20 protein-coding genes and 1 tRNA gene are annotated in these 22,970 nt (G+C 68.4%); 8 read left to right on the top strand and 13 right to left on the bottom strand.

Features of this window, described 5'->3' with window-relative positions:
- The first annotated feature begins 89 nt into the window (after positions 1 to 89).
- The gene (locus tag CJ177_RS39145) at positions 90 to 1,010 is read left to right on the top strand and encodes a DUF3105 domain-containing protein (protein ID WP_095870242.1); all 921 of its coding nucleotides are present in this window, start codon (positions 90 to 92) and stop codon (positions 1,008 to 1,010) included.
- Positions 1,003 to 1,737 (top strand): DUF305 domain-containing protein, encoded by a 735-nt coding sequence (locus CJ177_RS39150; protein WP_005252940.1) that lies wholly within the window; start codon positions 1,003 to 1,005, stop codon positions 1,735 to 1,737. Before CJ177_RS39145 ends, CJ177_RS39150 begins: the two co-directional genes overlap by 8 nt.
- 9 nt (positions 1,738 to 1,746) lie before the next feature.
- Here the strand turns inward: CJ177_RS39150 and CJ177_RS39155 are convergent, their stop codons facing one another.
- Complete coding sequence (locus tag CJ177_RS39155; RefSeq protein ID WP_061045530.1) at positions 1,747 to 4,149, bottom strand: phosphoketolase; 2,403 nt, start codon at positions 4,147 to 4,149, stop codon at positions 1,747 to 1,749.
- 166 nt (positions 4,150 to 4,315) lie between these two features.
- Between CJ177_RS39155 and CJ177_RS39160 the strand changes: the two genes are divergently transcribed.
- A tRNA-Arg gene (locus CJ177_RS39160) sits at positions 4,316 to 4,391 on the top strand.
- Between the two features lie 211 nt (positions 4,392 to 4,602).
- Positions 4,603 to 5,763, top strand: a complete 1,161-nt coding sequence (locus tag CJ177_RS39165) for a N(5)-(carboxyethyl)ornithine synthase (RefSeq protein WP_179443396.1) — start codon at positions 4,603 to 4,605, stop codon at positions 5,761 to 5,763.
- A 72-nt stretch (positions 5,764 to 5,835) separates the two neighbouring features.
- Here CJ177_RS39165 and CJ177_RS39170 read toward each other — a convergent pair whose 3' ends face one another.
- From CJ177_RS39170 to CJ177_RS39220, 11 genes are read right to left on the bottom strand one after another with little or no spacing between them, the layout of a single operon-like run.
- A complete protein-coding gene (locus CJ177_RS39170; protein WP_061045528.1) occupies positions 5,836 to 7,494 on the bottom strand; it encodes an AMP-binding protein in 1,659 nt (552 codons plus the stop codon).
- 53 nt (positions 7,495 to 7,547) lie between these two features.
- Positions 7,548 to 8,336 carry a RhlG family 3-oxoacyl-ACP reductase gene (locus CJ177_RS39175; RefSeq protein ID WP_061045527.1) on the bottom strand — a complete coding sequence of 263 codons (789 nt, stop codon included), beginning with the start codon at positions 8,334 to 8,336 and terminating at the stop codon, positions 7,548 to 7,550.
- 11 nt (positions 8,337 to 8,347) lie between these two features.
- Positions 8,348 to 9,331 carry an NADPH:quinone oxidoreductase family protein gene (locus tag CJ177_RS39180; protein WP_095870244.1) on the bottom strand — a complete coding sequence of 328 codons (984 nt, stop codon included), beginning with the start codon at positions 9,329 to 9,331 and terminating at the stop codon, positions 8,348 to 8,350.
- Positions 9,332 to 9,366: 35 nt separating this feature from the next.
- Entirely contained in the window at positions 9,367 to 10,467 is a 1,101-nt protein-coding gene (locus CJ177_RS39185) for an acyl-CoA dehydrogenase family protein (RefSeq protein WP_005252934.1), read from the bottom strand.
- Positions 10,464 to 11,654 (bottom strand): acyl-CoA dehydrogenase family protein, encoded by a 1,191-nt coding sequence (locus CJ177_RS39190; protein WP_005252933.1) that lies wholly within the window; start codon positions 11,652 to 11,654, stop codon positions 10,464 to 10,466. The genes CJ177_RS39185 and CJ177_RS39190 overlap by 4 nt, the downstream gene beginning before the upstream one ends.
- A gap of 5 nt (positions 11,655 to 11,659) precedes the next feature.
- Complete coding sequence (gene fabG / locus CJ177_RS39195; protein WP_005252932.1) at positions 11,660 to 12,421, bottom strand: 3-oxoacyl-ACP reductase FabG; 762 nt, start codon at positions 12,419 to 12,421, stop codon at positions 11,660 to 11,662.
- Between the two features lie 10 nt (positions 12,422 to 12,431).
- Entirely contained in the window at positions 12,432 to 13,466 is a 1,035-nt protein-coding gene (locus CJ177_RS39200; protein ID WP_095870245.1) for a phosphotransferase family protein, read from the bottom strand.
- Complete coding sequence (locus CJ177_RS39205) at positions 13,459 to 14,241, bottom strand: SDR family oxidoreductase (RefSeq protein WP_005252930.1); 783 nt, start codon at positions 14,239 to 14,241, stop codon at positions 13,459 to 13,461. The genes CJ177_RS39200 and CJ177_RS39205 overlap by 8 nt, the downstream gene beginning before the upstream one ends.
- 1 nt (position 14,242) lies before the next feature.
- Entirely contained in the window at positions 14,243 to 15,496 is a 1,254-nt protein-coding gene (locus CJ177_RS39210) for an acyl-CoA dehydrogenase family protein (protein WP_095870246.1), read from the bottom strand.
- Positions 15,483 to 16,295 (bottom strand): enoyl-CoA hydratase-related protein, encoded by an 813-nt coding sequence (locus CJ177_RS39215; RefSeq protein WP_095870247.1) that lies wholly within the window; start codon positions 16,293 to 16,295, stop codon positions 15,483 to 15,485. The genes CJ177_RS39210 and CJ177_RS39215 overlap by 14 nt, the downstream gene beginning before the upstream one ends.
- Positions 16,292 to 17,110 (bottom strand): SDR family oxidoreductase, encoded by an 819-nt coding sequence (locus tag CJ177_RS39220; protein ID WP_061700969.1) that lies wholly within the window; start codon positions 17,108 to 17,110, stop codon positions 16,292 to 16,294. Before CJ177_RS39220 ends, CJ177_RS39215 begins: the two co-directional genes overlap by 4 nt.
- 162 nt (positions 17,111 to 17,272) lie before the next feature.
- Here CJ177_RS39220 and CJ177_RS39225 point away from each other — a divergent pair, with 162 nt between their 5' ends.
- The 4 genes from CJ177_RS39225 to CJ177_RS39240 all read left to right on the top strand — a co-directional run bounded on the left by CJ177_RS39225 (position 17,273) and on the right by CJ177_RS39240 (position 21,414).
- Entirely contained in the window at positions 17,273 to 17,752 is a 480-nt protein-coding gene (locus tag CJ177_RS39225; RefSeq protein WP_005252926.1) for a MaoC family dehydratase, read from the top strand.
- Positions 17,753 to 17,805: 53 nt separating this feature from the next.
- Positions 17,806 to 19,326 (top strand): AMP-binding protein, encoded by a 1,521-nt coding sequence (locus CJ177_RS39230; protein ID WP_095870248.1) that lies wholly within the window; start codon positions 17,806 to 17,808, stop codon positions 19,324 to 19,326.
- A gap of 5 nt (positions 19,327 to 19,331) precedes the next feature.
- A complete protein-coding gene (locus tag CJ177_RS39235) occupies positions 19,332 to 20,345 on the top strand; it encodes an NADP-dependent oxidoreductase (protein ID WP_095870407.1) in 1,014 nt (337 codons plus the stop codon).
- 85 nt (positions 20,346 to 20,430) lie between these two features.
- Entirely contained in the window at positions 20,431 to 21,414 is a 984-nt protein-coding gene (locus CJ177_RS39240) for a zinc-binding dehydrogenase (RefSeq protein WP_095870249.1), read from the top strand.
- A gap of 52 nt (positions 21,415 to 21,466) precedes the next feature.
- On the opposite strand, the gene CJ177_RS39245 is transcribed toward CJ177_RS39240, so the two are convergent.
- Positions 21,467 to 22,843: an MFS transporter gene (locus CJ177_RS39245; RefSeq protein WP_061042764.1), complete on the bottom strand. Its 1,377-nt coding sequence runs from the start codon at positions 22,841 to 22,843 to the stop codon at positions 21,467 to 21,469.
- Between the last annotated feature and the right edge of the window lie 127 nt (positions 22,844 to 22,970).

Genomic DNA, 22,970 nt, shown 5'->3' on the forward strand with positions numbered 1-22,970 from the left:
TACAGTGGTGTCGCCCTGAGTCCCGGCCCTCAGCTTCCGGTTACCGGGGGTCGAGCGCCCGTAACCCACACACCGAAAGATCACAATCGATGCCAAGCGGTTCGGAAAGTCGCGGTCCCGATAAGAACTCGGGCGCGAAGTCGGCGAAGGCCATCAAGGCCGCCAAGAAGAGCAGCGGCGGCGCGAAAGTCAAGGGTGGCGCGTCCGCTCCGCGGAACATCCCCTGGCTGACGATCGGCGCCGGAGCTGCCGTTCTCGCACTCGTGGCGATCCTCGCGATCAACCTGGTCCCCAAGTACCAGGCCAAGGAAGAAGCCGCGAAGTACGCGCCGAGCGCCGAGAATCCCGACCCGTCGGTCAACATCGACGGCGTCGTCAAGGTCGACTATCCGGCCGGCATCCACATCCAGCCGACGCAGCGCGTCGCGTACGACCAGTCGCCCCCGTTCGGCGGCCCGCACGACGCCATCTGGGCGACGTGCACCGGCACGGTCTACCCGAACGCGATTCGCACCGAGAATGCCGTGCACTCGCTCGAGCACGGCGCCGTGTGGATCGCCTACAACCCGGACGAGCTGTCCGCCGACCAGGTCGAGACGCTGAAGGACAAGGTGGACGGCGAGACGTACACGCTGATGTCGCCGTTCCCGGGCCTCGACAGCCCGGTCTCGCTGCAGTCGTGGGGCCACCAGCTGAAGCTGGACAGCGTCGACGACGACCGCATCGACCAGTTCATCACCGCGCTGCGGATCAACAAGAACACCTACCCGGAGGTCGGCGCGAGCTGCTCGTCCATCCCGGGCTCCGGTTTCGACCCCGACAACCCGCCGCCGTTCGACCCGAGCGCACCCGGCGCGGACGCGGTGCCGATGGACGGTGGCGGTATCAGCCCCGACCAGTCGGAGTCCGGCGGCGCGGGAGCGCAGCTGCCCAGCGGCATGCAGCTCCCGAGCGACCTGCAGTTGCCGTCCGATCTGCAGCAGGCGCCGGCCGAGGGCGGCAATGGCTAGTTCTGCCGAATCCGGGTACGGACCCGAGACCGACTCCGCGGACGATCCAGCCCCGTCCCGGCCAAGTCAGCGCACAGCGCTCCTGGTCATCGGGCTGATCGGCGCCATCGCCCTCGGATTCGCGCTCGGGTTCCTCGCCCGGCTTCCGCTCGAGGACTCCGGCGCCCCGGTCCCCGAGGCCGGTTCCGTCGATGTCGGATTCGCGCAGGACATGAGCGTGCATCACAGCCAGGCGGTGGAGATGTCGGCGATCGCGCTGGCGGGCGCCACCGACCCGGCGGTGCGCGGCCTGGCGTACGACATCCTCACCACGCAGCAGAATCAGCTCGGGCAGATGCAGGGCTGGCTCGCGCTGTGGGATCAGCCGGCGCTGCCGTCCGGTGGCTACATGGGCTGGATGGAATCCGAACACTCCGACGGTCACGACCACGGGTCCGCCGACAGCGGGCACATGGGATCGATGTCGACGATGCCGGGCATGGCGTCCTCGGAGGACATGGCCGCGTTGCGTCAAGCCACCGGTCCGGCCGTCGACGTCCTGTACCTCCAGCTGATGCTGCGTCACCACCAGGGCGGACTTCCGATGATGGAGTACGCGGCCCAGCACGCGTCGGAGGCCGCGGTGCGCTCTCTCGCGCAGACGATGGTGGACACCCAGCAGAGCGAGTCGACGGTGATGACGAACATGCTCACCGCGAAGGGTGCCGCTCCCCTTCCGATGAACTGACCTCCGGCTTCACGACCACGTCCAGTCGCGCACCTCGGGCATGTCCTCGAGGTGCGCGACGACGTATTCGCCGTGCCGTTCGAGTTGCCGGAGGCAGAAGTCGGCCAATTCGCCGGCACCGGCCGGCTCTCTCCGCGTGCGGCGCAGCGCCTCGAGGACCAGGTGGTAGCGGCTCATCCGGTTGAGCACGACCATGTCGAACGGTGTGGTCGTGGTGCCCTGTTCGCTGAACCCGCGAACGTGGAACCGGTCCGGGGCGGGTCGCCCGTGGATCAGCTCGTGGACGGCGCGCGAGTACCCGTGGAACGCGAACACCACGTCCGTGTCCGCGGTGAACAGGTCGAGGAACATGCGTGCCTCGAATCCGTGCGGGTGTTCGGTGGGGGTGAGCAACCCCATCAGGTCGACGACGTTGACCACCCGGGTGACCAGGTCCGGCGTGTGTTCGCGCAGCAACTGCGCCGCGGCGAGAATCTCCTGGGTCGGAACGTCCCCGGCGGCCGCGAGCACGACGTCCGGGTCGGTGCCCGCCGCGCCTTCCGTCCCCGCCCACTCCCACACCGACGCCCCGGCCGCGCAGTGCGCATGTGCCTCCGCGAGGGTCAGGTACTGCAGGTGCGGCTGCTTGTCGACCACGATGAGGTTGACGTGATCGGTGCTGCGGAGGCAGTGGTCGGCGATGGAGAGCAGGGTGTTCGAGTCCGGTGGCAGCCAGATCCGGACGACGTCCGGTGCGAGCGGGATGACGGCGTCGATCATGCCCGGCCCCTGATGGCTGAACCCGTTGTGGTCGTTGCGCCAGCACGTGCTGGTCAGCAAGACGTTCAGCGACGCCACCGGTGCCCGCCACGGCAGATCCACCGCGTGCTGCAGCCACTTCGTGTGCTGGACGAGCATCGACACGCTCACCATCGCGAACGCCTCGTAGCTGGCGAACAGCCCGTGCCGCCCCGACAGCAGATATCCCTCGAGCCATCCCTCGCAGAGGTGCTCGCTGAGCACTTCCATCACCCGGCCGCGGGCCGACAGTCCGTCGTCGTAGTCGGTGACCGGCAGCTGCCAGCAGCGGTCGGTCACCTCGAACACGGCGCCCAACCGGTTGCTGGACGTTTCGTCCGGACAGAACAGCCGGAAGTAGCCACCGCCGTCGGGCGTGGTGGTGCCGGCGTACAGGTCGCGGAGCAGTTCCCCGAGCACCCGGGTGGTCTCGTGGTGGGTGGTGCCGGGCTTCTCGATCGCGAGCGCGTACTTCTCCAGCGGCGGCACGGGAAGATCAGCACGCAGGCGGCCGCCGTTCGCGTACGGCGACGAACCCATCCGCTTGTCGCCCTGCGGCGCGAGCCGCTCGAGGTCCGGAACGAGTGCGCCGGAGGAGTCGAACAGTTCGCCGGGGCCGTAGGACCGCATCCACTCCTCGAGCTGACGCAGATGCGCCTCGTCGGTCCGCACCCCCGCCAGCGGAACCTGATGCGCCCGGTGCGTGCCCTCGACGAGCACGCCGTCGACGGTGCGCGGACCGGTCCAGCCCTTCGGGGTCCGCAGCACGATCGCCGGCCACTTGGCTGCGCTGCGCCGGCCGGCCCGCGCCTCCCGCTGCAGGTCGGAGATCGCGGCGTGCGCGTCGGTGAAGGCGCGATGCAGCGCCGGGAAGACCTGCCTCGGGTCGTCGCCGGAGACGACGGTCGGCGCCCACCCCTGACCGTCGAGGAACGCCTCGACGTCCGCGTCGCTGCTGCGACCGTAGACGGTCGGCCCGGCGATCTTCGCTCCGTTGACGTGCAGGATAGGCAACACCGCTCCGTCACGTTCCGGATTGAGGAATGCGGGGAGTTTCCACGAACCGGACAGTGGTGCCGTCTCAGCCTCGCCGTCTCCGATCACGCACGCCACCAACAGATTCGGGTGATCGAACGCCGCCCCGGCGGCATGCGCGAGAGCGTAGCCGAGCTCGCCGCCCTCGTGGATGCTGCCCGGCGTCTGCACACTGACGTGACTCGGGATGCCACCCGGCGTAGAGAACTGCCGGCAGAGCCGGTGGATACCGGCGACATCGCGGGACACGCCCGGGTACACCTCCGAGTACGTCCCCTCCAGGTACGTGGCGGCGACGAGCGCAGGACCACCGTGTCCGGGACCCGTCACATAGAGACAGTCGGTGTCGGTCCGGCGGATGAGACGGTTCAGCAGGGCATAGATCATCGACAGGCCCGGGCTCGTCCCCCAGTGCCCGAGCAGCCGGGGTTTGATGTGTTCGGGGCGCAGCGGCTCACGCAGAAGCGCGTTGTCCTGCAGGTAGATCTGCGCGACCGTCAGATAGTTGGCCGCCGCCCACCACCTCAGGTCCAACTCGAGGTCGGAATCGGAATAGTGCCCGTCGGAGTCCTGCGACCCGACCTGCCGTCCATCGGTCATTCTCGACCCCTCCCCGAGAGTTCGCGAGCGTCCACGTCCTCCCGACACTAGGCGTGTTCGGGCCGCTACCGGGGCGAGTCCACGAAGTAGGGGGACCGATTTGGTCGATCCCACTACCCATGCGCTACGATTGGCCAGCCCAATCGGCACACCGGTTTTCCGGTGCGCCCCCGTAGCTCAGGGGATAGAGCGTTCGCCTCCGGAGCGAAAGGTCGCAGGTTCGAATCCTGCCGGGGGCACCACGAGGAACTGCGTCGCCTGTCGCGGCGCAGCCTTTCTCTCTGGTGCTACCAGTCTTCCCCGAGTGATCTCCTCGGGCTTTGTCGAGAGCTGCAGCCGCGCCGGCAGATGCCGCGCACATCGATCGAACGCTGGCCTCCTCCATTGCGGGTTCCGCGGCAACAACTCTCTGCCGAAGACTCTCTCCGGCAGTGTCGACCAAGGGACACCCCTGTGCAGCAACACCGCTCTCATCCACTCACCCTCGGCGTCGTCGCGCGTTCGAGTAAAACTGACGAACGCCGGCTCCCGATCCACCCGCTCCACTTCGACCGGATCGACCCCGACCTCCGTGGCCGCATCCATCTCGAGTACGGCTACGGCGAGCCCTTCGGCGTGTCCGACGAGCAGCTGACCCTGTCGGTGGGAGGGTTACGCACCCGCGAGCAGCTGATCGAGCACAACGACGTCCTCCTGCTGCCCAAACCTCTCGCGAAGGATCTGGCGGACCTGCGTGACGGCCAGATCCTGTGGGGGTGGCCGCACTGCGTCCAGGACACGGAGCTCACCCAGGTGGCCGTCGATCGCCACCTCACGTTGATCGCGTTCGAGGCCATGAACCACTGGAGCGTCGAGGGGTCGTTCCAGCTCCATGTCTTCCACAAGAACAACGAGCTCGCCGGATACAGCTCGGTGCTGCACGCCCTGTCGATCGCGGGGTCGACCGGCGACTACGGCCGCCGCCTCCGCGCCGTGGTCCTCGGCTTCGGTGCCACCGCCCGCGGCGCCGTGACCGCGCTGAACGCCCTGGGCATCCACGACGTCCACGTCGTCACCCAGCGCGGGGTCACCGCCGTGAGCTCGCCGATCCACTCCGCGGAGATCGTGCAGTTCGATCACGACGACGCCGATCCGCGCCGCAGCCACGTCACCACCGACGAGGGCCGGATGCCGCTCGCCGGGTTCCTCGCCCGGCACGACATCATCGTCAACTGCGTCCTGCAGGACACGGAATCGCCGCTGACGTTCCTGATCGACTCGGACGTCGAGACCCTCCTGCCCGGCAGCCTCGTCGTCGACGTGTCCTGCGACGAGGGAATGGGCTTCAGCTGGGCCCGGCCCACGTCGTTCGCCGATCCGACGTTCATGATCGGTGAGAACGTCCGCTACTACGCGGTCGATCACAGCCCGTCCTACCTGTGGAATTCGGCGACGTGGGAGATCAGCGAGGCCCTGCTCCCGCACCTGGGGACCGTCCTCGACGGACCCGCCGCCTGGGACCGCAGCGACACGATCCGGCGGGCCGTCGAGATCCGCGACGGGGTCGTGCAGAACCCCCGGATCCTGTCGTTCCAGCATCGCGCGGCGGACTACCCGCACCCCGTTCTCGCCTGATCGTCGGAACGAACGGGACGCTCGTTCGATCTGACGCGACGAGCGTCCCGTTCGTCCGGGACGATGGAGCGTTCAGGCCGGGGTGCTGCGGCGCATTTCGCGTCGGAGGATTTTCCCACTGGCCGTCTTGGGCAGTTCGTCGACGATCTCGACGCGCCTCGGGGCCTTGTAGCTGGCCAGCCGCTCCCGGCAGTACTCGACGAGGTCGTCCGTCTCGACCGTCTGCCCGGGGCGGAGGCTGACGAACGCGGCGACGGTCTCGCCGCGGTAGCTGTCCGGCTCGCCGACGACGGCGGCCTCACGGACTGCCGGGTGCCGGTACAGGACGTCCTCGACCTCGCGCGGCCAGACCTTGAACCCGGACGCGTTGATCATGTCCTTCTTGCGATCGACGACGTACACCCAGCCCTGGGCGTCCATGAATCCCACATCGCCGGTGAGCAACCGGCCGCCGGGCAGCGACTGCGCCGTGGCGTCCGGTTTGTTCCAGTACGCGGGCACGACCATCGGCCCGTCGACGGCGATCTCCCCGACTTCGAGCGGGTCGAGGTCGTGCCCGTCCTCCCCGACGATCCGGATCACGGCGGAGGGAAGGGGCAGGCCGATCGCCAGCGTGCCCGATGACGGATCGACCGGCGCCTCCAGGTTCGGCGGGACGACGACGCACGGTGCGCTGGTCTCGGTGAGCCCGTAGCCGTTGCGGATGTACTTTCCGGTCAGCTCCCGGAACCGTTCGACGATGGCGGGGGGCAGCGGGGCGCCACCGGACATCACGGCCTCCAGCGAAGCGAATCGCTCACCGGAGAAGTCGGGGTGTGCCATCAGCGCCATGTAGGCGGTGGACGGGCCGACCATGAACACCGGCCGCTCCCGCTCGAGGGCGTCGAGGACGACCCCTGCGTCGAACCGGTACGCGAGGATCAGCGGCGACGCCAGGTCGATCGCGGTGAGCAGCTGGCACACCATGCCCGTGATGTGGAACAGCGGTGCGAGCGCGAAGATCGGCGAACCGGCGGGCTTGCTCTCGTACAGGCGCAGGATCGAACTGTTGACGGTGAGATTCCGATGGGTGTTGGTCGCTCCCTTCGGGACTCCACTCGTTCCGGACGTGTAGGACACGAGTGCGACGTCGTCCGGGACCAGACCGGGATCCGGCACGCCGGCCCCCGCGCGCGCCCGGGCCACCTCGAGCAGGTCCGGCACGGCCTCTGCGCGCACCCGGGTCACGCCCCCGAACACCCGTGGGTCGCCGGACGTCTGGATGTCGAGCTCGCTCGCGGTCAGCGCGATCCGCACACCCGCGGCGGATGCCCGCTCCGCCACCCGATCGGCCCACGCGTTCTCGCTGCACACGATCGCGGTGACTCCGGCGTCCGTGAGGATGTGGGAGAGCTCGTCCCGGTACATCGGGTTCAGCGGGACGACGACACCGCCCGCCTTCCACGTGCCGAGCAACGCCAGCACGAACTGCGGGATGTTCTGCAGGTAGATCGCGAGCCGGTCGCCCTTCCCGAATCCGTTCTCGGTGAGGTAGGCGGCCACACCGTCGCTGAGTTCGTCGACCTCGCGGTAGTCGAGGGTGCCTCCGAGGTACCGGATGGCCGGCCCGTCCGGGGCGGATTCGACCGCGGCCGAGAACATGTCGAGCGCTGTCCGGGCGGGGATCTCCCCCACGGAACGCGTGTTCTCGTCGTACCGGTCCATCCAGGGCCTGTCGTCGTACCAGCTCATCGCGGCCGTACCGCCTCTCGCTCGTTCCGTGTTCCGACTGTCTGACGTGGTGTTCAGCGTGTTCCCGAGATCCCGCCGTCGACGGGGACGACGGTGCCGGTGAGGTAGGCCCCGGCACGCGAGGAGAGGAAGATCGCGGTGCCCGCGACGTCTTCCGGGGTGCCGACCCGGCCGAGCGGCACCGATCCCTCGACCGCCTCCTTCCGCTCCGGATCGTCCAGGACGAACGCCATCATCTTGCTCGGAAACGGCCCGGGGGCAATTGCATTGACGGTGATCCGCTCGGCGGCCAGCGTCGCTGCGAGCTTGCGGGTGAGCATGTGGACCGCGGCCTTGCTCGCCCCGTACGAGAAGTTCTCGCTACCCGACACCACGAGTCCGTCGATCGATCCGATGTTGATCACCCGGGCAGGGTCACCGTCCGTCGCCGCGGCCCGCAGACTCGGCAGCAACGCCTGGGTGAGCATGAACACGCCCTTGACGTTGATGTCGAAGATCTTGTCGAAACCGGCGGCGGGGAAATCGTCGACCGGCGCACCCCACGTCGCTCCGGCGTTGTTCACCAGGACGTCCAGCCGGGGCGACACCTCGGCGACCCGCGCGACGAGGCCCTCGATCCCCTCCTCGGTGGACAGGTCGGCGGGGTGTGCGTGACACGTCCCCGGCCCGGCGGCGGACAGTTCGGCCGCGGCCTTCTCGCACGCCTCGGCCTTGCGGGCGGAGATGATCACGGTCGCCCCGGCCAGGGCGAATCCTTGCGCGATCATCCGGCCGATACCCCGCGAACCTCCGGTGACCACCACGGTCTTGCCTGCGACGTCGAACAGTGAACCGATGTCCATGTGTGTTCCCTTCAGGGTTGGAAGACGAGGCGGCCGACGGTGCTGCCGTCACCGAGCCGGCCGATGCCGTCGGCGACGTCCGCGAGCGAGAGCCGCTCGCTGATGAGCGGCGTGATCGCACCGGAGTCGGCGAGACGGGTCAATTCCTCGTGGCAGTCGGCGATCGCCTGCTGGTTGTACTGCTTGTACAGACCCCAGTGCAGGCCGATGATCGAGTAGTTCTTGATCAGGGCGTGATTGAGGCCGGGTGTCGGGATGGTGCCGCCGGCGAAACCGATGATCAGGATCCGGCCTTCGAACGCGATGCACTTGGTGGACTTCGCGTAGGCGTCGCCGCCGACCGGGTCGTAGACGACGTCCGCGCCGCGTCCGCCGGTGAATTCCTTGACCAGCGGAACGAAATCGTCGGTGTGCCGGTCGATCACCAGATCCGCCCCCAGCCGGCGGCAGTACTCGACCTTGTCGGCGCCTCCGACGACGCCGATCACCTTCGCTCCGGCGGCCTTGCCCAATTGCACTGCGGCGCTGCCCACTCCGCCCGCGGCGGCATGGACGAGCAGCGTCTCCCCCGGCTTCAGCTGGGTGCGCCTGTGAAGGGCGAACCAGCTCGTCTGGTAGCCGATGCTCAACGCCGACGCCTCGGCGTCGTCGAGCGCGGACGGGGCGGCGAACGTGTTGGCCTCGTCCATCACGGCCATCTGGGCGAATCCGCCGCCGGGCAGGTTGGGGTTGCCGATCACCCGGTCGCCGACGGCGAAGCGGGTCACGCCGTCACCGACCTCCAGCACCTCACCGCACAGCTCGACCCCTGGTGTGAACGGCAGCGGCGGCTTGATCTGGTATTCGCCGCGGCACAGCAGCACGTCGGGGAAGTTCGCCGGTGCGGCGAGAACTTTCACCAGCGCCTGGCCGGGGCCTGCCGTCGGGTCCGGGACCTCCTCGAGTTGCAGCGCGGTGCGCGGCTCGCCGAGTTCGTGGACACGCCATGCCTTCATGGATTGCTTCCTGACTGTCGGTGGTGTGGCTCGGGTTATGCGGGCAGGTCGATCAGGTCGGCGAGGCGCGCGCGGTGGCGGTAGGCGGTGCCGAACGCGAGCTGATCGCTCTTCGCCCTCTTCAGATACAGGTGTGCGGGGTATTCCCACGTCATACCGATCCCGCCGTGCAATTGGACGCACTCCTCGGCGGCGTGGACCGCGACGTCACTGCAGTACGCCTGGGCGACGGCAGCCGCGACCTCGGCGTCCGCGTCGCCCCGGGCGGCGGTGTCCGCGGCGTAGCGGGCAGCGGCGGCCGCGGAGGTGACCTCGAGCCACAGGTCGGCGAGGCGGTGCTTGATCGCCTGGAACGACCCGACGGCGCGGCCGAACTGGGTTCGCTCCTTGACGTACGCCAGGGTGGTCTCGAAGCACCACTGCGCGAGCCCGAGTTGCTCGGAGGCGAGCAGTGCGGCGCCGACGACGAGGGCCTCACGGACCGCCGCCGCGGCGTTGCCGTCGTCGATGCGGGTGGACGCGGCGGCGTCGAACGCGACATCGGACAGTGGCCGGGTCATGTCGAGCGCGAGCACGGGGGTGACCGTGACGCCGGCAGTGCCTGCGGGCACCGTGTGCAGTTCGAGTCCACCGGGACCCTCGACGGGCACGATCAGGATGTCGGCCTCCGAGACGCCCGCGACACTGGTCACGGTGCCGGTCAGGGCGTCGCCGTCCCGGCGCACGGTCGGGGTGAACCGGCCCGGTGCGGTCGCGAGCCCGACCGTGAGCGCACCGGTGGTCGTCCCGTCGGCGAGTGCGCCGACCGTTCGCGTGTCTCCCGCCTTCAGCAGCGCGACCGTCGCGAGTACGGCGCTGGAAAGGTACGGGACGGGCGCGACGGCACGTCCGATCTCCTCCATGACCACCCCGGCCTCGCGTGCGCTCGCGCCGGCGCCGCCCAGGTCCTCGGGGACGAGCAGGCCCGCCAGTCCGAGTTCGACGGCGAGGGATTTCCACACTCCGGAGAAGTCTGCGGGTGCCCGGTCGTACGCCCCGACCACCAGTTCCGGTGGGCAGCGGTCGGCGAGGAGGCGGCGGACGGAGTCGCGCAGGGCGTCTTCCGTGTCGGAATACAGCAGATCTGCGGCGCTCATCGGGGCAGGTCCTTCCAGGCGATGTCCTTGTCGACGCGATGCTCCGGCGGGAGGCCGAGGACGCGTTCTGCGATGACGTTGCGCAGGATCTCGGACGTGCCGCCCTCGATCGAGTTGCCTTTCGCGCGCAGGTACCGGTAGCCGGGTTCACGGCCGGTGAAGTCGACCTTGTCGGGGCGGCGCATGGTCCAGTCGTCGTACCGCAGCCCCGCCTCACCGTGGAGTTCGATGTCGAAACCCGAAATGGTCTGCGCGAGCCGGGCGAAGGCCAGCTTCAGGCCGGATCCCTCCGGGCCGGGTTGCCCGGCCTCGAGTTGTTGCCGCAGGCGTTCCCCGGTCAGCCGGGCGACCTCCGCTTCGACCCACAGCCGCAGCAGTTCGTCGTGCATCGCAGGATCGCGGAGTTCGGGTTGCTCCCGCCAGGCCTGGGCGACCGGTCCGATCATCCCGCTCTCTCGGGCGGCCGCGGAACCGCCGATCGCCACCCGCTCGTTGTTGAGGGTCGCGGTGGCCACCCGCCAGCCCTGCCCCTCGTCGCCGAGCCGATCGGTATCGGGAATGTGGACGTCGGTGAGGAACACTTCGTTGAACTCGGCCTCACCGGTGATCTGCCGCAACGGCCGGACGTCGATACCGGGATCGCTCATGTCGCACAGGAAGTACGTGAGCCCGGCGTGCTTGGGCACCGTCGGATCCGTCCGGGCCACGAGGATCGCCATCTGCGCGTTCTGCGCCCCCGACGTCCACACCTTCTGCCCGTTGACCGTCCAGCCGTCACCCTCACGGACGGCTCGCGTCGCGACCGCGGCCAGGTCGGAGCCCGCCCCCGGTTCGCTGAACAACTGGCAGTAGATGTGCTCGCTGGTGAAGATCGGCCGCAGGTACTTCTGCTGTTGTTCCTCGGTGCCGAACGCGGCGATGGTCGGCGCGGCCATGCCCAATCCGATCCCGTTGCGGCCCTTCGCCGGACCGGGCGCTCCGGCGGCGGCGAGTTCGGCGTCGACCTGCGCCTGGAAGCTCTGCGGCAGCCCGAGCCCGCCGCGTCCGGGCGGGAAGTGGACCCACGCGAGGCCGGCGTCGAATCGGGCTCCGAGGAACCCGGTCGGATCCGACAGGTCGTTCTGTTCGACGAGGGTCGCGACGCGATCGCCGAGGTCGCGTGCGATCGCCTGTTCGTCAGTGGTCATGTTCCTCAGTCCTTCGGTCCGCCGGCCACGTAGATCACTTGCCCGGACACGAATCCGGCGCCCTCACTCGCCAGGAACGACGCGGTGTTGGCGATGTCCTCGGGCTGCCCGACGCGGTTCACCGGGATCTGCGACGCCGCCGCCTTCTTGAAGTCCTCGAAGCCGACACCCACCCGTTCGGCGGTGGCGGCGGTCATCTCGGTCTCGATGAAGCCGGGAGCGATCGCGTTCGCGGTGACACCGAACTTGCCCAGTTCGATGGCGAGCGTCTTGGTGAAGCCCTGCATGCCGGCCTTGGCGGCGGAGTAGTTGACCTGCCCGCGGTTACCGAGGGCGGACGTGCTCGACAGGTTCACGATGCGGCCGAACCCGGCGTCGACCATGTGCTGCTGCACGGCCCGCGACATCAGGAACGCACCGCGCAGGTGCACGTTCATGACCGCGTCCCAGTCGTCGACGGTCATCTTGAACAGCAGGTTGTCGCGGGTGATCCCGGCGTTGTTGATCAGGATCGTCGGGGCACCGAGTTCGGTCGCCACCCGCTCGACCGCCGCTGCGACGGACGCCTCGTCGGCGACGTTCGCGCCCACGGCAAGTGCCCGGCCGCCAGCGGACTCGATGGCGTCGACGGTTGCCGCGCAGGCGGACTCGTCGAGGTCGAGCACGGCCACCGCGTACCCGTCGCTCGCCAGTTTCTTCGCCACCGCGGCACCGATGCCTCGTGCCGCGCCGGTGACGATTGCCGTTCTCTTCATGAAATTCTCCATCGTCGTTCGATCAGATTCCGGCCCGGGCGGCGATGTCGCACGCCTTGGCCACGAGGTCGTCGATGCGCTCGACGGTCGGGGTGCCCGCGGCCGCCTTGTTCTGCGGTTCGTCCCGCGCGCGGCGCATGACGCCCTCCGCGATGACCGCGACCTTCCACAGGCCGAGGACGTGCCAGAACGCCAGGGCTTTCGGGTCGCGGCCGGTCTCGTCGAGGTACACCCCGGCGATCTCCACCCGGTCCGGGAAACCGTCGAGGGTGGACGCGGGGAAGTCGCCGCCGGTCGTCTCGCCCGGCTCCGGCCAGTACGCGAGCAGGCTGCCGACGTCGGCGAGCGGGTCGCCGAGGGTGCACAACTCCCAGTCCAGGGCCGCGGTCACCTCCCCGGTCTCGTGGGAGGTGATGACGTTGCGCAGGTGGAAGTCGCCGTGCACCAGTGTCAGTTCCCGCTGCTCCGGCACCGAGGCGGCGAGCCGTCGGGTCAGGTCGTCGAGGGCGGGCAACTCGCGGGTCTTCGATTTCTCCCACTGCCCCGACCACCGCTTGAGCTGACGCTGCGCGTACGGCTTGTGGCTGGCCAGGTCGGTCAACCCGGTCCGGTCGAGGTCCACCGCGTGGATCTTCGCGAGCGTCCGCGGCAGCGACAGACCGATCGCCCGGCGACGTTCCGGGGTCAGGGACTCCGCGATCGACATGCGATCGACGACCTGTCCGTCGACGAACTCCATCAGCAGCAGCGGTACCTCGCTCACCTCCGGGTCGTCGGTGAGTCCGAACACCCGCGGGGTGGGCACCACGGTGTCCTCGAGGGCGGAGAGGATCCGCGCCTCACGGGCGACGTCGTGGGCCGACGCCAGCAGGTGTCCCAGGGGTGGGCGCCGGAGCACCCATCTGCCACCCGCTCGGTCCTGGACCAGGTAGGTGAGGTTCGACTGGCCGAGTCCGATCCGGTCGAAGGTCAGCGGTCCGGCACTGTCGATGCCGAGCGTGCCGAACCAGCGGCTCACGGCATCGGTGTCGATGCCGACGACGTCCACGCTAGACACCGAGCTGGGCCCCCTGCCGGAACGGGAGGGCGTCGCCGAGCAGTTGACCGCCGTCGATCACCATGGTTTCGCCGGTGATCCAGCTCGCGGCATCGGAGACGAGGAACGCGACCGCGGACGCGATGTCCGCGGGTTCGCCGATCCGCCCCAGCGCCGTGGACTCCGACACGGCCTGCTCGTGTTCCTTCCAGAGCGCCTCGGCGAGCTTGGTCCGCACCACACCGGGAGCGACGGCATTGACCCGCACCTTCGGTGAGAGTTCCAGTGCCAGTTGCTTGGTGAGATGGATCAGCGCGGCCTTGGACGCGTTGTACAGACCGATGTTCGCCTCGAAGGCCATGCCGCCGATGGAGGCGGTGTTGACCACGGCGCCGCCGTGCTCGCCCATCCACGCCTTCGTGGCGAGCCCCGTCCACAGCACCGGAGCCCACAGGTTCACGTCGAAGGTCTTGGCGAATCGCGCGTGGTCCTGGTCGATGATCGGCCCGAACGAAGGGTTGGTTCCCGCATTGTTGACCAGGATGTCCAGGCTGCCGAAGCGTTCGAGGGTGACGTCGACGCAGCGCCGGGCGGCCTCTTCGTCGACGGCGTGGGCGGCAATTCCGATCGCGGTGCCCCCGACCTCGGCCGCGGCGGCGTCGGCCGATTCCTGGGACCGTGAGGTGAGCACCACGTTGCCGCCTGCGGCCGCGATGGCCTTAGCGACGGCCAGGCCGATGCCCCGCGACGCGCCGGTGACGATCGCGGTGCGTCCGGTGAGGTCGAGTCCGGCCATGTCAGCTCACCGCAACCTTGTGTCCGTTGGTGGAGGCGCTGACGGCGGTGTCGCGGTACTGCCGGAGTTCCTGCCGCGCGATGGCGCGCTTGTGGACCTCGTCGGGACCGTCCGCCAGGCGCAGCGTGCGCAGGTGCGCCCAGGCCATGGCGAGCGGGAAGTCGTCGGTGACACCGGCCCCACCGTGCACCTGAATCGCCCGATCCACAATCTTCAACGCAATATTCGGAGCCGCCACCTTGATCGCCGCGATCTCCGTCCGCGCCTCCTTGTTCCCCACCGTATCCATCAGATACGCCGCCTTCAGCGTCAACAACCGGATCATCTCGATCTCGATCCGCGCCTCCGCAATCCAATCCTGAATATTCGCATTCTCACTGACGGGCTTGCCGAACGTCACCCGCGACGACGCCCGACGACACATGAGCTCGAGTGCCCGCTCCGCCATCCCGATCGCCCGCATGCAATGGTGAATCCGGCCCGGACCCAACCGCGCCTGCGAAATCGCGAACCCCTCCCCCTCCCCCTTCAACACATCCGCCACCGGCACCCGCACATCCGCGAAATCGATCTCCGCATGCCCCTCACGATCCTGATACCCGAACACCGGCAACCCCCGCATCACCGTCACCCCCGGCGCATCGATCGGCACCACCATCATCGACTGCTGCCGATGCGGCGCCGCCGACGGATCCGTCTTCCCCATCACGATCAACACCCGGCAATTCCGATGCAACGCATTCGACGCGAACCACTTCCGCCCGTTCAGCACATACTCGTCACCGTCCCGGACCATCGACAACTCCACATTCGTCGCATCCGAACTCGCCACCGCAGGCTCCGTCATCGCGAACGCCGACGCCATCGTCCCCTCCAGCAACGGCTTCAGATACTTCTCCTTGTGCTCGGCCGTACCGAACAACTCGAGCACCTCCATATTGCCCGTATCCGGCGCATTACAATTGCACGCCTCCGACGCAATATGACTGCGCCCCATGATCTCCGCCAACGGCGCATACTCGAGATTCGTCAACCCCGCACCCGTCCCCGGATGCGGATGAAACAGATTCCACAACCCCCGGCGCCGCGCCTCAACCTTCAACTCCTCCAACACCGGCGGCTGGAAATGCGGATCCCCCGACTCCCGCATCTGCTCCTCATACACCGCCTCCGCCGGATACACATGCGAATCCATGAACTCCAGCAGATCGGTCTGCAACTGCTGGGCGCGATCCGAGATGTCAAACAGGGACATGGGAACTCCTGACGGGTAGTGAGGGAAACATGGGTGTGCGCTTGTCGAGGTGACTCTGTACGCCCTCGACGAGATCGGCCCCGCGGAACGCCTGCAACATCAGGCCTTCCGCTCGGGCCACGGACTCGGCGTACGTGCCGTCCGCATCGTTCTGTAATTGGTCCTTGATGACGGCCATCGACGTCGGGGAGCAGTGCGTCGACAGCTGTTCGGCGTAGGCGACCGCGCCGTCGACGACCGAACCGTCCGGCACGAGGTGGTCGACGAGTCCGATGCGCAGTGCCTCCTCGGCGTCGACCATGCGGCTCGACAGCAGCAGGTCGGTGGCGCGGCTGCGTCCCACGAGCCGGGGCAGCAGCCAGGAGATGCCGTATTCGGCGATCAGTCCCCGCTTGGCGAAGGCGGTCGTGAACCGGGCGGACGCCGAGGCGAACCGGACGTCGCAGTAGAGGGCCTCCACCATTCCGAGACCGGCGGCGACCCCGTTGATCGCCCCGATCAGCGGTTTGCGCAGTGTCGCGGGAAGGTCGCGGGGGCGCGGCCGGAGGAGGTCCGCTTCGGACACGTCACCGACGGCCTGCAGGCGTCCGAGGTCGGCGCCGGCGCAGAACCCGCGCCCGGCTCCGGTCACCACGATCGCGCGGACGTCCGGGTCGTCCTCTGCGTCGCTCAGCAGCGTGAAGTACCGGTCCTCGAGGTCGTCGGTCCAGGCGTTCAGCTTGTCCGGCCGGTTGAACGTCAGCACCAGGACCGGTCCGCGCCGCTCGGCGAGGACCAGGTCTGCGTGCTCGGGTGTCACGCGTGCTCCAGCAGCGAACTCTGGTAGCGGCGCATCCCGCGCAGCCAGCGGTCGTAGTCGGATCCCTTCTGCCGGTACATGGTGAGGACGCTCTCGTGGGGCAGGATCAGGAACGTCTCCCGGTCCACGGCGTCGAGCACGATGTCGGCGACCTGCTCGGGCTGCAGCACGTCGCCTGCCGAGACGACGGCGCGGGTGGCCGCGACTCCGAGTGGATCACCCGAGTTCTCGCCGGAGCGCATCAACTTCGTCTCGACTCCCATCGGACAGAGGCAGCTGACGCGAACTCCGTTGTCCCCATAGGTGACCGACAACCATTCGGAGAACGCTACGGCCGCATGCTTGGTGACCGCGTAGGTGGCCGAGCCGATTTGAGTGAGGAGCCCGGCCGCTGACGCGGTCGACACGAAGTACCCCTCGCCCCGCTCCACCCACTTCGGCACGAGCTGCTGGGCGGCGCGGATGTGGGCGCGGACGTTGACGTCGATCGCGAGATCCCAGCCGGCGTCGTCGGCGTCGAGACCGGGTGCTCCCGCGATGCCGGCGTTGGCGAAGTAGAGATCGACCGGGCCGAACTCGGTCTCCGCGCGATCGATGATGCGCCGGATCTGATCGGCGTCCGCGACGTCGGCGCCTTCGGCGACGGCCGTTCCGGGGTGACGTGCGTTGATTCCGTCCGCAACCGCGGCGGCGGCGTTCGGGTCGAGATCGGCGACCAGCACCTTGGCGCCCTGGTCGGCGAGACGGTCCGCGATCGCCCCGCCGATACCGCCTCCACCGCCGGTCACGATGGCGACCTTCTGTGCAACCTTCACGAGGTGTCCTCTCCTTCGCCGTGCGTTGTGACTCGCGTCTCTCTTTTGTATAGTTGAATCCGTCGTCAAGTTCAAGTGTCGGAGTTCGACGAACACCTCGAAGTTCGATGCAGCCAACGTGACACATCCAGGCCCTGCACCACCCGGAATTGAGGGAGACAGATGACCGACACCACCGCACTGCCCGTTCGCCCCGCGAGCTTCGACGAGCTCACGGCGTTGATCGGCAAGGAGTTGGGCCCCACCGACTGGCACGACGTCACCCAGGAACGCGTCAACGCCTTCGCCGACGCGACCGGCGACCACCAGTGGATCCACATCGATCCCGAGCGCGCCGCCGCCAGCCCACTCGGCGGCACCATCGCGCACGGGCTGTACAGCCTGTCCCTCGGACCGGCGCTGTCGGCGACCCTGCTGCGGTTCGACGGTTTCGCCCACAGCCTGAACTACGGCTACAACAAGGTCCGTTTCCCCGCGCCGGTGCCGGTGGGTTCACGCATCCGGATGCGCGCCACCGTGCAGTCCGCGGAACAGGTCGGGGGCGGCATCCAGGTGACGATGAGCCAGGTCGTCGAACGCGAGGGCTCCGACAAGCCGGTGGTCGTGTCCGAGTCCGTCGCCCGCGTCGTCGAGGCCGGATAACCGCCCGTGCCGTCGAGGCCGGAAAATCCTGTACCGCGTCGGAGGTTGACGACATGGCAAATGTGATCGATCCGGTGTCCCGCCACGCGGACGCCACTCCCGACAACATCGCACTACGGGGTGCGGACAGCACCCTGACCTACGGACAGTTGCGCGACGCGAGCACCCGGTATGCGGGAGCACTCACCGAAGCGGGCCTGTCCCCCGGCGACAGAATTCTCCTGGCCGCACCCTCCGTGCCCGAGTTCGTGGTGGCGTATCTGGGAATTCAGGCGGCGGGGTGCGTCGTGGTCCCGGTGAACACGATGTCCACCCGGCCCGAGACCGAGTACGTCCTCACCGACGCCGGCGCCGCGCTCGCCGTCGTGTGGCACGAACTCGGGCCCGCGATCGGCGACGCCGCGTCCGCACTGGACATCCCAGTCTGGACACTCGCACCCGACGCCGCCGCACCGGACGCCGAGCCGGTCCCCGTCGTCGAGCGGAACCGCGACGACACCGCCGCCATCCTCTACACGTCCGGCACCACCGGGCGGCCGAAGGGCGCGGAACTGACGGTCGGGAACCTGCTGTCCGGCGGTGAGATCGGCGCCGAATGCAGTCGCGGTTCGACCGACGACCGGACGGGCACCGGACTTCCGCTGTTCCACGTCTTCGGCCAGGCCTCGGTCATGATGGCGACGTTCACGGGCGGCGGGTCGCTGTCGCTGCTGGCCCGGTTCGACCCGGCCGCGATGCTCGCTCTCCTCCGACGCGACCGCCTCACGATCATGGCCGGGGTGCCGACGATGTGGAACGCGATGCTCCACGCCGCGGACGGGGCCGACTCGCAGGACTTCACGCAACTGCGCATTGCCATCTCCGGGGGCGCGTCGCTGCCGGGCGAAGTGGCCCGCGAATTCGAGTCCCGCTTCGGGTGCACCATCCTCGAGGGATACGGGCTCACCGAGACCACCGCGTTCGGCACGTTCAACGACATCGACCGCGGCGGAAAGATCGGCTTCACCGGACGCGCGGTGCCCCGGCTGGAGGTCCAGGTGCGGGACCACGACACCACCGCCTGCCCTCCCGGCACCGTCGGCGAGGTGTTCGTGAAGGGCGCGACCGTGATGAAGGGTTACTGGAACCGGCCGTCCGACACCGCGGCCGTCCTGGACTCGGACGGCTGGCTGCGCACGGGGGATCTGGGCGAGATCGATGCGGACGGGGATCTGCGCATCGTCGACCGGGTCAAGGACCTCATCATCCGCGGCGGCTACAACGTGTACCCGAGCGAAGTCGAGGAGGTGTTGTACACACACCCTGACATCCTCGAGGCCGCCGTCGTGGGTGTTCCCGACGACCACTACGGCGAGGAGGTGGCCGCGGTCGTGGCCACCGTCCCCGGTTCCGGTCTGGACGGAGGCGACCTGACCAGCTGGGCGCGGGAACGACTGTCCGCATACAAGATTCCCCGGATCGTCGCGATCGTCGATTCCCTCCCGAAGGGGTCGACCGGAAAGATCCTCAAGCGGTCGATCGACCGGACCGCACTGAAGAACGACGCACTGACCGCAGAAGTACCCGAAAGGTGAACACCGTGACATCCGTGAACAGGCAGGTCCGACTGGCGAAGCGTCCGGTCGGCCGGCCCGACGACTCCACCTGGGAGATCACGTCGGAACCGATCCCCGAACCCGCGGACGGCGAATTCACCGTGAAGGTGGAGTACGTGTCCCTCGATCCCGCGATGCGCGGGTGGCTCGACGACGTGAAGTCGTACGTGCCGCCGGTGGCGATCGGTGAGGTGATGCGCACCCACGCCGTCGGCCGGGTGGTGGCGTCGAAGAACGCGAAGTTCCCGGAGGGACAGCTCGTCTCCGGACAGTTCGGCGTGCAGGAGTTCGCGCTCTCCGACGGCCGCGGCGCACTCGCGGTCGACGAGTCGCTCGCCCCGGCGCCGACGTGGCTGGGCGCGCTCGGGTTCCCGGGGATGACCGCCTACTTCGGCCTCACCGACATCGGCAAGCTGGAGAAGGGCGACACCGTGCTCATCTCGGGGGCGGCGGGAGCGGTGGGGAGTATCGCCGGGCAGATCGCCAAGCTGAAGGGCGCCACGGTGATCGGCATCGCCGGCGGCCCGGACAAGTGCGCGTGGCTGACCGAGGAGCTGGGTTTCGACGCGGCGATCGACTACAAGTCCGAATCGGTCGGCAAGGCCCTGCGCGCCGCCGCACCGGACGGAATCGACATCTACTTCGACAACGTCGGCGGCGAGATCCTCGACGCCGCACTGGCCCGGCTCCGCAAGGACGCCCGGGTCGCGCTGTGTGGTGCGATCTCCGGATACAACGCCACCGACCCGCAGCCCGGCCCGTCCCGGTACCTGTCGCTACTGGTCAACCGGGCGTCGATGACGGGGTTCATCGTGTTCGACTACCTCGACCGGTTCCCCGAGGGCATGGAGGCGATGTCGGAGTGGATCCGGGCAGGCGAGATCGTGACCCGCGAACAGGTCGAGACCGGCGGCGTCGAGGCTTTCGGCCGCACACTCAATCTGCTGTTCGACGGCGCCAACACCGGCAAGCTCGTGCTGGAGATCGGCGACCACTGACAGCACGCTCGGAGGGCTCGTCGCGGCCGTCACCGTACTACGGTGGCGGCCGTACCCGTGCGACGACGAGATGACGAGGTAGACCATGCGCGCGATCACCATTTCATATTTCGGCGAAGTAGACGTCCTCGAGACCGCCGACCTTCCTGTCCCGGAGCCGGGGCCCGGCCAGGTGAGTATCGACGTCTCGCACGCCGCTGTCGGGTTGGCGGACGTCCTCATGCGTCGTGGTGAGTTCGGCGGGACACCACCGATCGTGCCGGGCCTCGAGGTGGCGGGAACGGTGCGGGAAGTCGGTGCCGGCGTGCATCATCTGCGGGTCGGCCAGCCTGTCGTGACGCTCTCTCGCCCGACCGCGGGCGGCTATGCGGAAGTGTCGGTGGCCGATGCGGCCATCACGATCCCGCTCGATTCCGTGGACCCTCGCCTCGATGCCGCCGAGGCGGTGGCGCTGGTCCCGAATACCACTACCGCGCTGCTGTCACTGGAACTCGTGGGCAATGTCGGTCCGGGAAGCCAGGTGCTGATCCACGGCGCCGCAGGTGCCCTGTCGGGCATCACCGCACAGGTGGCCCGTCGGCTCGGCGCCACGCAGGTGCTGGGCACGGTTCGGTCTGCCCGACGTGCCGCGGAGGCCGAGCGGTACGGATACGACCTGGTGGTGTCGAGCAACGGATTTCGCAGCGCCCTGTCGGACGCGGGCATCGATTCGGTGGACATCGTCGTGGATCCGGTCGGCGGCCGGTTGCGTGCCGAGAGCCTCGAGGTGCTCGCGCCGCTGGGCCGGCTTCTCGCCGTGGGCAATGCGAGCGGAGAGGACGACGTGCGGGTCGGTGCCAACGAGTTGTGGCTCGCCAACCGCGCCGTCCTGGGTTTCAACGTCGGCGGACTGCTGATGCAGGATCCGACCGCCGCGGAGGCCGCCGCGCGCCGCGCGATCGAGTGGGTGGCCGCGGGCACGGTGAACATGCCGCACACCACGCTGCCGCTGGCGCAGGCCGCCGAGGCGCACCGCCTCCTCGAATCCGGGGACTGCGAGGGCCGGATCGTGCTGACGGTGCCGAACTGACGGCTGTGGGGTGGCTGGGTCCCAGCCACCCCACGCCGCCTTGTAGTGCCGGTCAGTAGAACTGGGCGCCGGGCACGGCGGTGGGATCGTTCCGGACCTCGGCGGTGTTGGTCTCGCGCAGCTTCCACGCGCAGAGGAACGTGACCAGCCCCATCAGTGCGACGAAGACGGCGACGAACGTGGTGGTTCCGGTCTTGGCGATCAGCGCGGTCATGATGAACGGAGTGCCGCCGCTGACCGTGATCGCCGCCAGCTGGTACGCGAGGGAGGCCGCCGAGTACCGGACGTTGGGAGCGAACAGTTCACCCATGTACGCGGCGATCGGCCCGTATGTCATGGACTGGAAGACGCTGCCGACCGTGACGGCGATGAAGAACAGCAGCAGGTTCCGGGTGTTGATCAGCCAGAAGTACGGGAACGCCCACACGATGATCATCGCCGCGCCGATCAGGATCATCGGCCTGCGCCCGATCTTGTCGGACATGTGCCCGGACCACAGCACGACACCGACCGTGAGTCCGGCGCTGAGCAGCGAGATCGCGAGCAGGTCGTTGCGCTCGAGCCCCAGTTCCGCGGTGCCGTAGCTGAGCACACCGGCGATGGAGATGTAGAACAGGGAGTTGGTGGCGGCGAGCAGGCCGCAGCCGAGCAGGATCTTGCGCCAGTGTTCCTTGATCGCCTCCGTCAGCGGTGCGCGGACGACGGTCTTGTTCTTCTTCTGTGCCTCCTCCTGCAGGTCCCGGAATTCGGGGGTGTCCTCGACCTTGGTCTGGATGTAGAGCACGACCGGGAACAGCAGTGCGCTCGCGAAGAACGGGATCCGCCAGCCCCAGCTGAGGAACGCCTCGTTCGAGATCGCCGCGGTGGCGCCGAGGAACACCAGGTTGCCGAGCAGGACGCCGAAGGAGACGCCCATCTGGCCGAAGGTCCCGGAGAATCCCCTGCGCTTCGGGCTCGCCGATTCGGTCAGCAGCAGGACGATCCCACCCCATTGACCACCGCACGCCAGGCCCTGGACGAACCGCAGGACCACCAGCAGGATCGGGGCCGCGACGCCGATGGTCGCGGCGCCCGGGAGGCAGCCGATGAGAAATGTCGCCAGTCCCATGAACAGCAGGCAGGTGACGACGGCCGGCTTGCGGCCGTACTTGTCGCCGAAGTGGCCGGCGACGAGTCCGCCGAGTGGGCGTGCGACGAAGCCCGCCCAGAACGTGCTGAACGAAAGCAGGGTGCCCGTCAACGCCGACGAGTCGGGGAAGAAGACGTGGGGAAAGACCAGTGCCGCAGCGGTTCCGTACAGGAAGAAGTCGTACCACTCGATCGAGCTGCCGACGAGTCCCGCCGCAAGCAGTTTCCGATGCGCACGCTTGCGCGAGACGGCTGTGTCGCCGGCTGCGTCCTTACTCGGCTGCACCGCGGATGTAGTCATCCGATCACTCCTCGAGATAGGTCTTCGTATGGATGTGGGAGTCAGATTTTTCAGAACATGACGCCAACTTCAAGTCAGTGAGCGCTTGCTTAGTGTGTTTGAATAGCTGTGTGATGTCAATCACTCG

It is taken from the genome of Rhodococcus sp. ACPA1 (genome assembly GCF_002300195.1).
GTDB classification, from domain to species: Bacteria; Actinomycetota; Actinomycetes; order Mycobacteriales; family Mycobacteriaceae; genus Rhodococcus_F; species Rhodococcus_F opacus.

Bases quoted from the DNA above. Each gene is read 5' to 3' on its own strand.
- CJ177_RS39145 (WP_095870242.1), top strand. From the start codon at position 90: ATGCCAAGCGGTTCGGAAAGTCGCGGTCCCGATAAGAACTCGGGCGCG.
- CJ177_RS39150 (WP_005252940.1), top strand. From the start codon at position 1,003: ATGGCTAGTTCTGCCGAATCCGGGTACGGACCCGAGACCGACTCCGCG.
- CJ177_RS39155 (WP_061045530.1), bottom strand. From the start codon at position 4,149: ATGACCGATGGACGGCAGGTCGGGTCGCAGGACTCCGACGGGCACTAT.
- CJ177_RS39170 (WP_061045528.1), bottom strand. From the start codon at position 7,494: ATGAGCTGGTACGACGACAGGCCCTGGATGGACCGGTACGACGAGAAC.
- CJ177_RS39175 (WP_061045527.1), bottom strand. From the start codon at position 8,336: ATGGACATCGGTTCACTGTTCGACGTCGCAGGCAAGACCGTGGTGGTC.
- CJ177_RS39180 (WP_095870244.1), bottom strand. From the start codon at position 9,331: ATGAAGGCATGGCGTGTCCACGAACTCGGCGAGCCGCGCACCGCGCTG.
- CJ177_RS39185 (WP_005252934.1), bottom strand. From the start codon at position 10,467: ATGAGCGCCGCAGATCTGCTGTATTCCGACACGGAAGACGCCCTGCGC.
- CJ177_RS39190 (WP_005252933.1), bottom strand. From the start codon at position 11,654: ATGACCACTGACGAACAGGCGATCGCACGCGACCTCGGCGATCGCGTC.
- fabG (WP_005252932.1), bottom strand. From the start codon at position 12,421: ATGGAGAATTTCATGAAGAGAACGGCAATCGTCACCGGCGCGGCACGA.
- CJ177_RS39205 (WP_005252930.1), bottom strand. From the start codon at position 14,241: ATGGCCGGACTCGACCTCACCGGACGCACCGCGATCGTCACCGGCGCG.
- CJ177_RS39210 (WP_095870246.1), bottom strand. From the start codon at position 15,496: ATGTCCCTGTTTGACATCTCGGATCGCGCCCAGCAGTTGCAGACCGAT.
- CJ177_RS39225 (WP_005252926.1), top strand. From the start codon at position 17,273: ATGACCGACACCACCGCACTGCCCGTTCGCCCCGCGAGCTTCGACGAG.
- CJ177_RS39230 (WP_095870248.1), top strand. From the start codon at position 17,806: ATGGCAAATGTGATCGATCCGGTGTCCCGCCACGCGGACGCCACTCCC.
- CJ177_RS39240 (WP_095870249.1), top strand. From the start codon at position 20,431: ATGCGCGCGATCACCATTTCATATTTCGGCGAAGTAGACGTCCTCGAG.
- CJ177_RS39245 (WP_061042764.1), bottom strand. From the start codon at position 22,843: ATGACTACATCCGCGGTGCAGCCGAGTAAGGACGCAGCCGGCGACACA.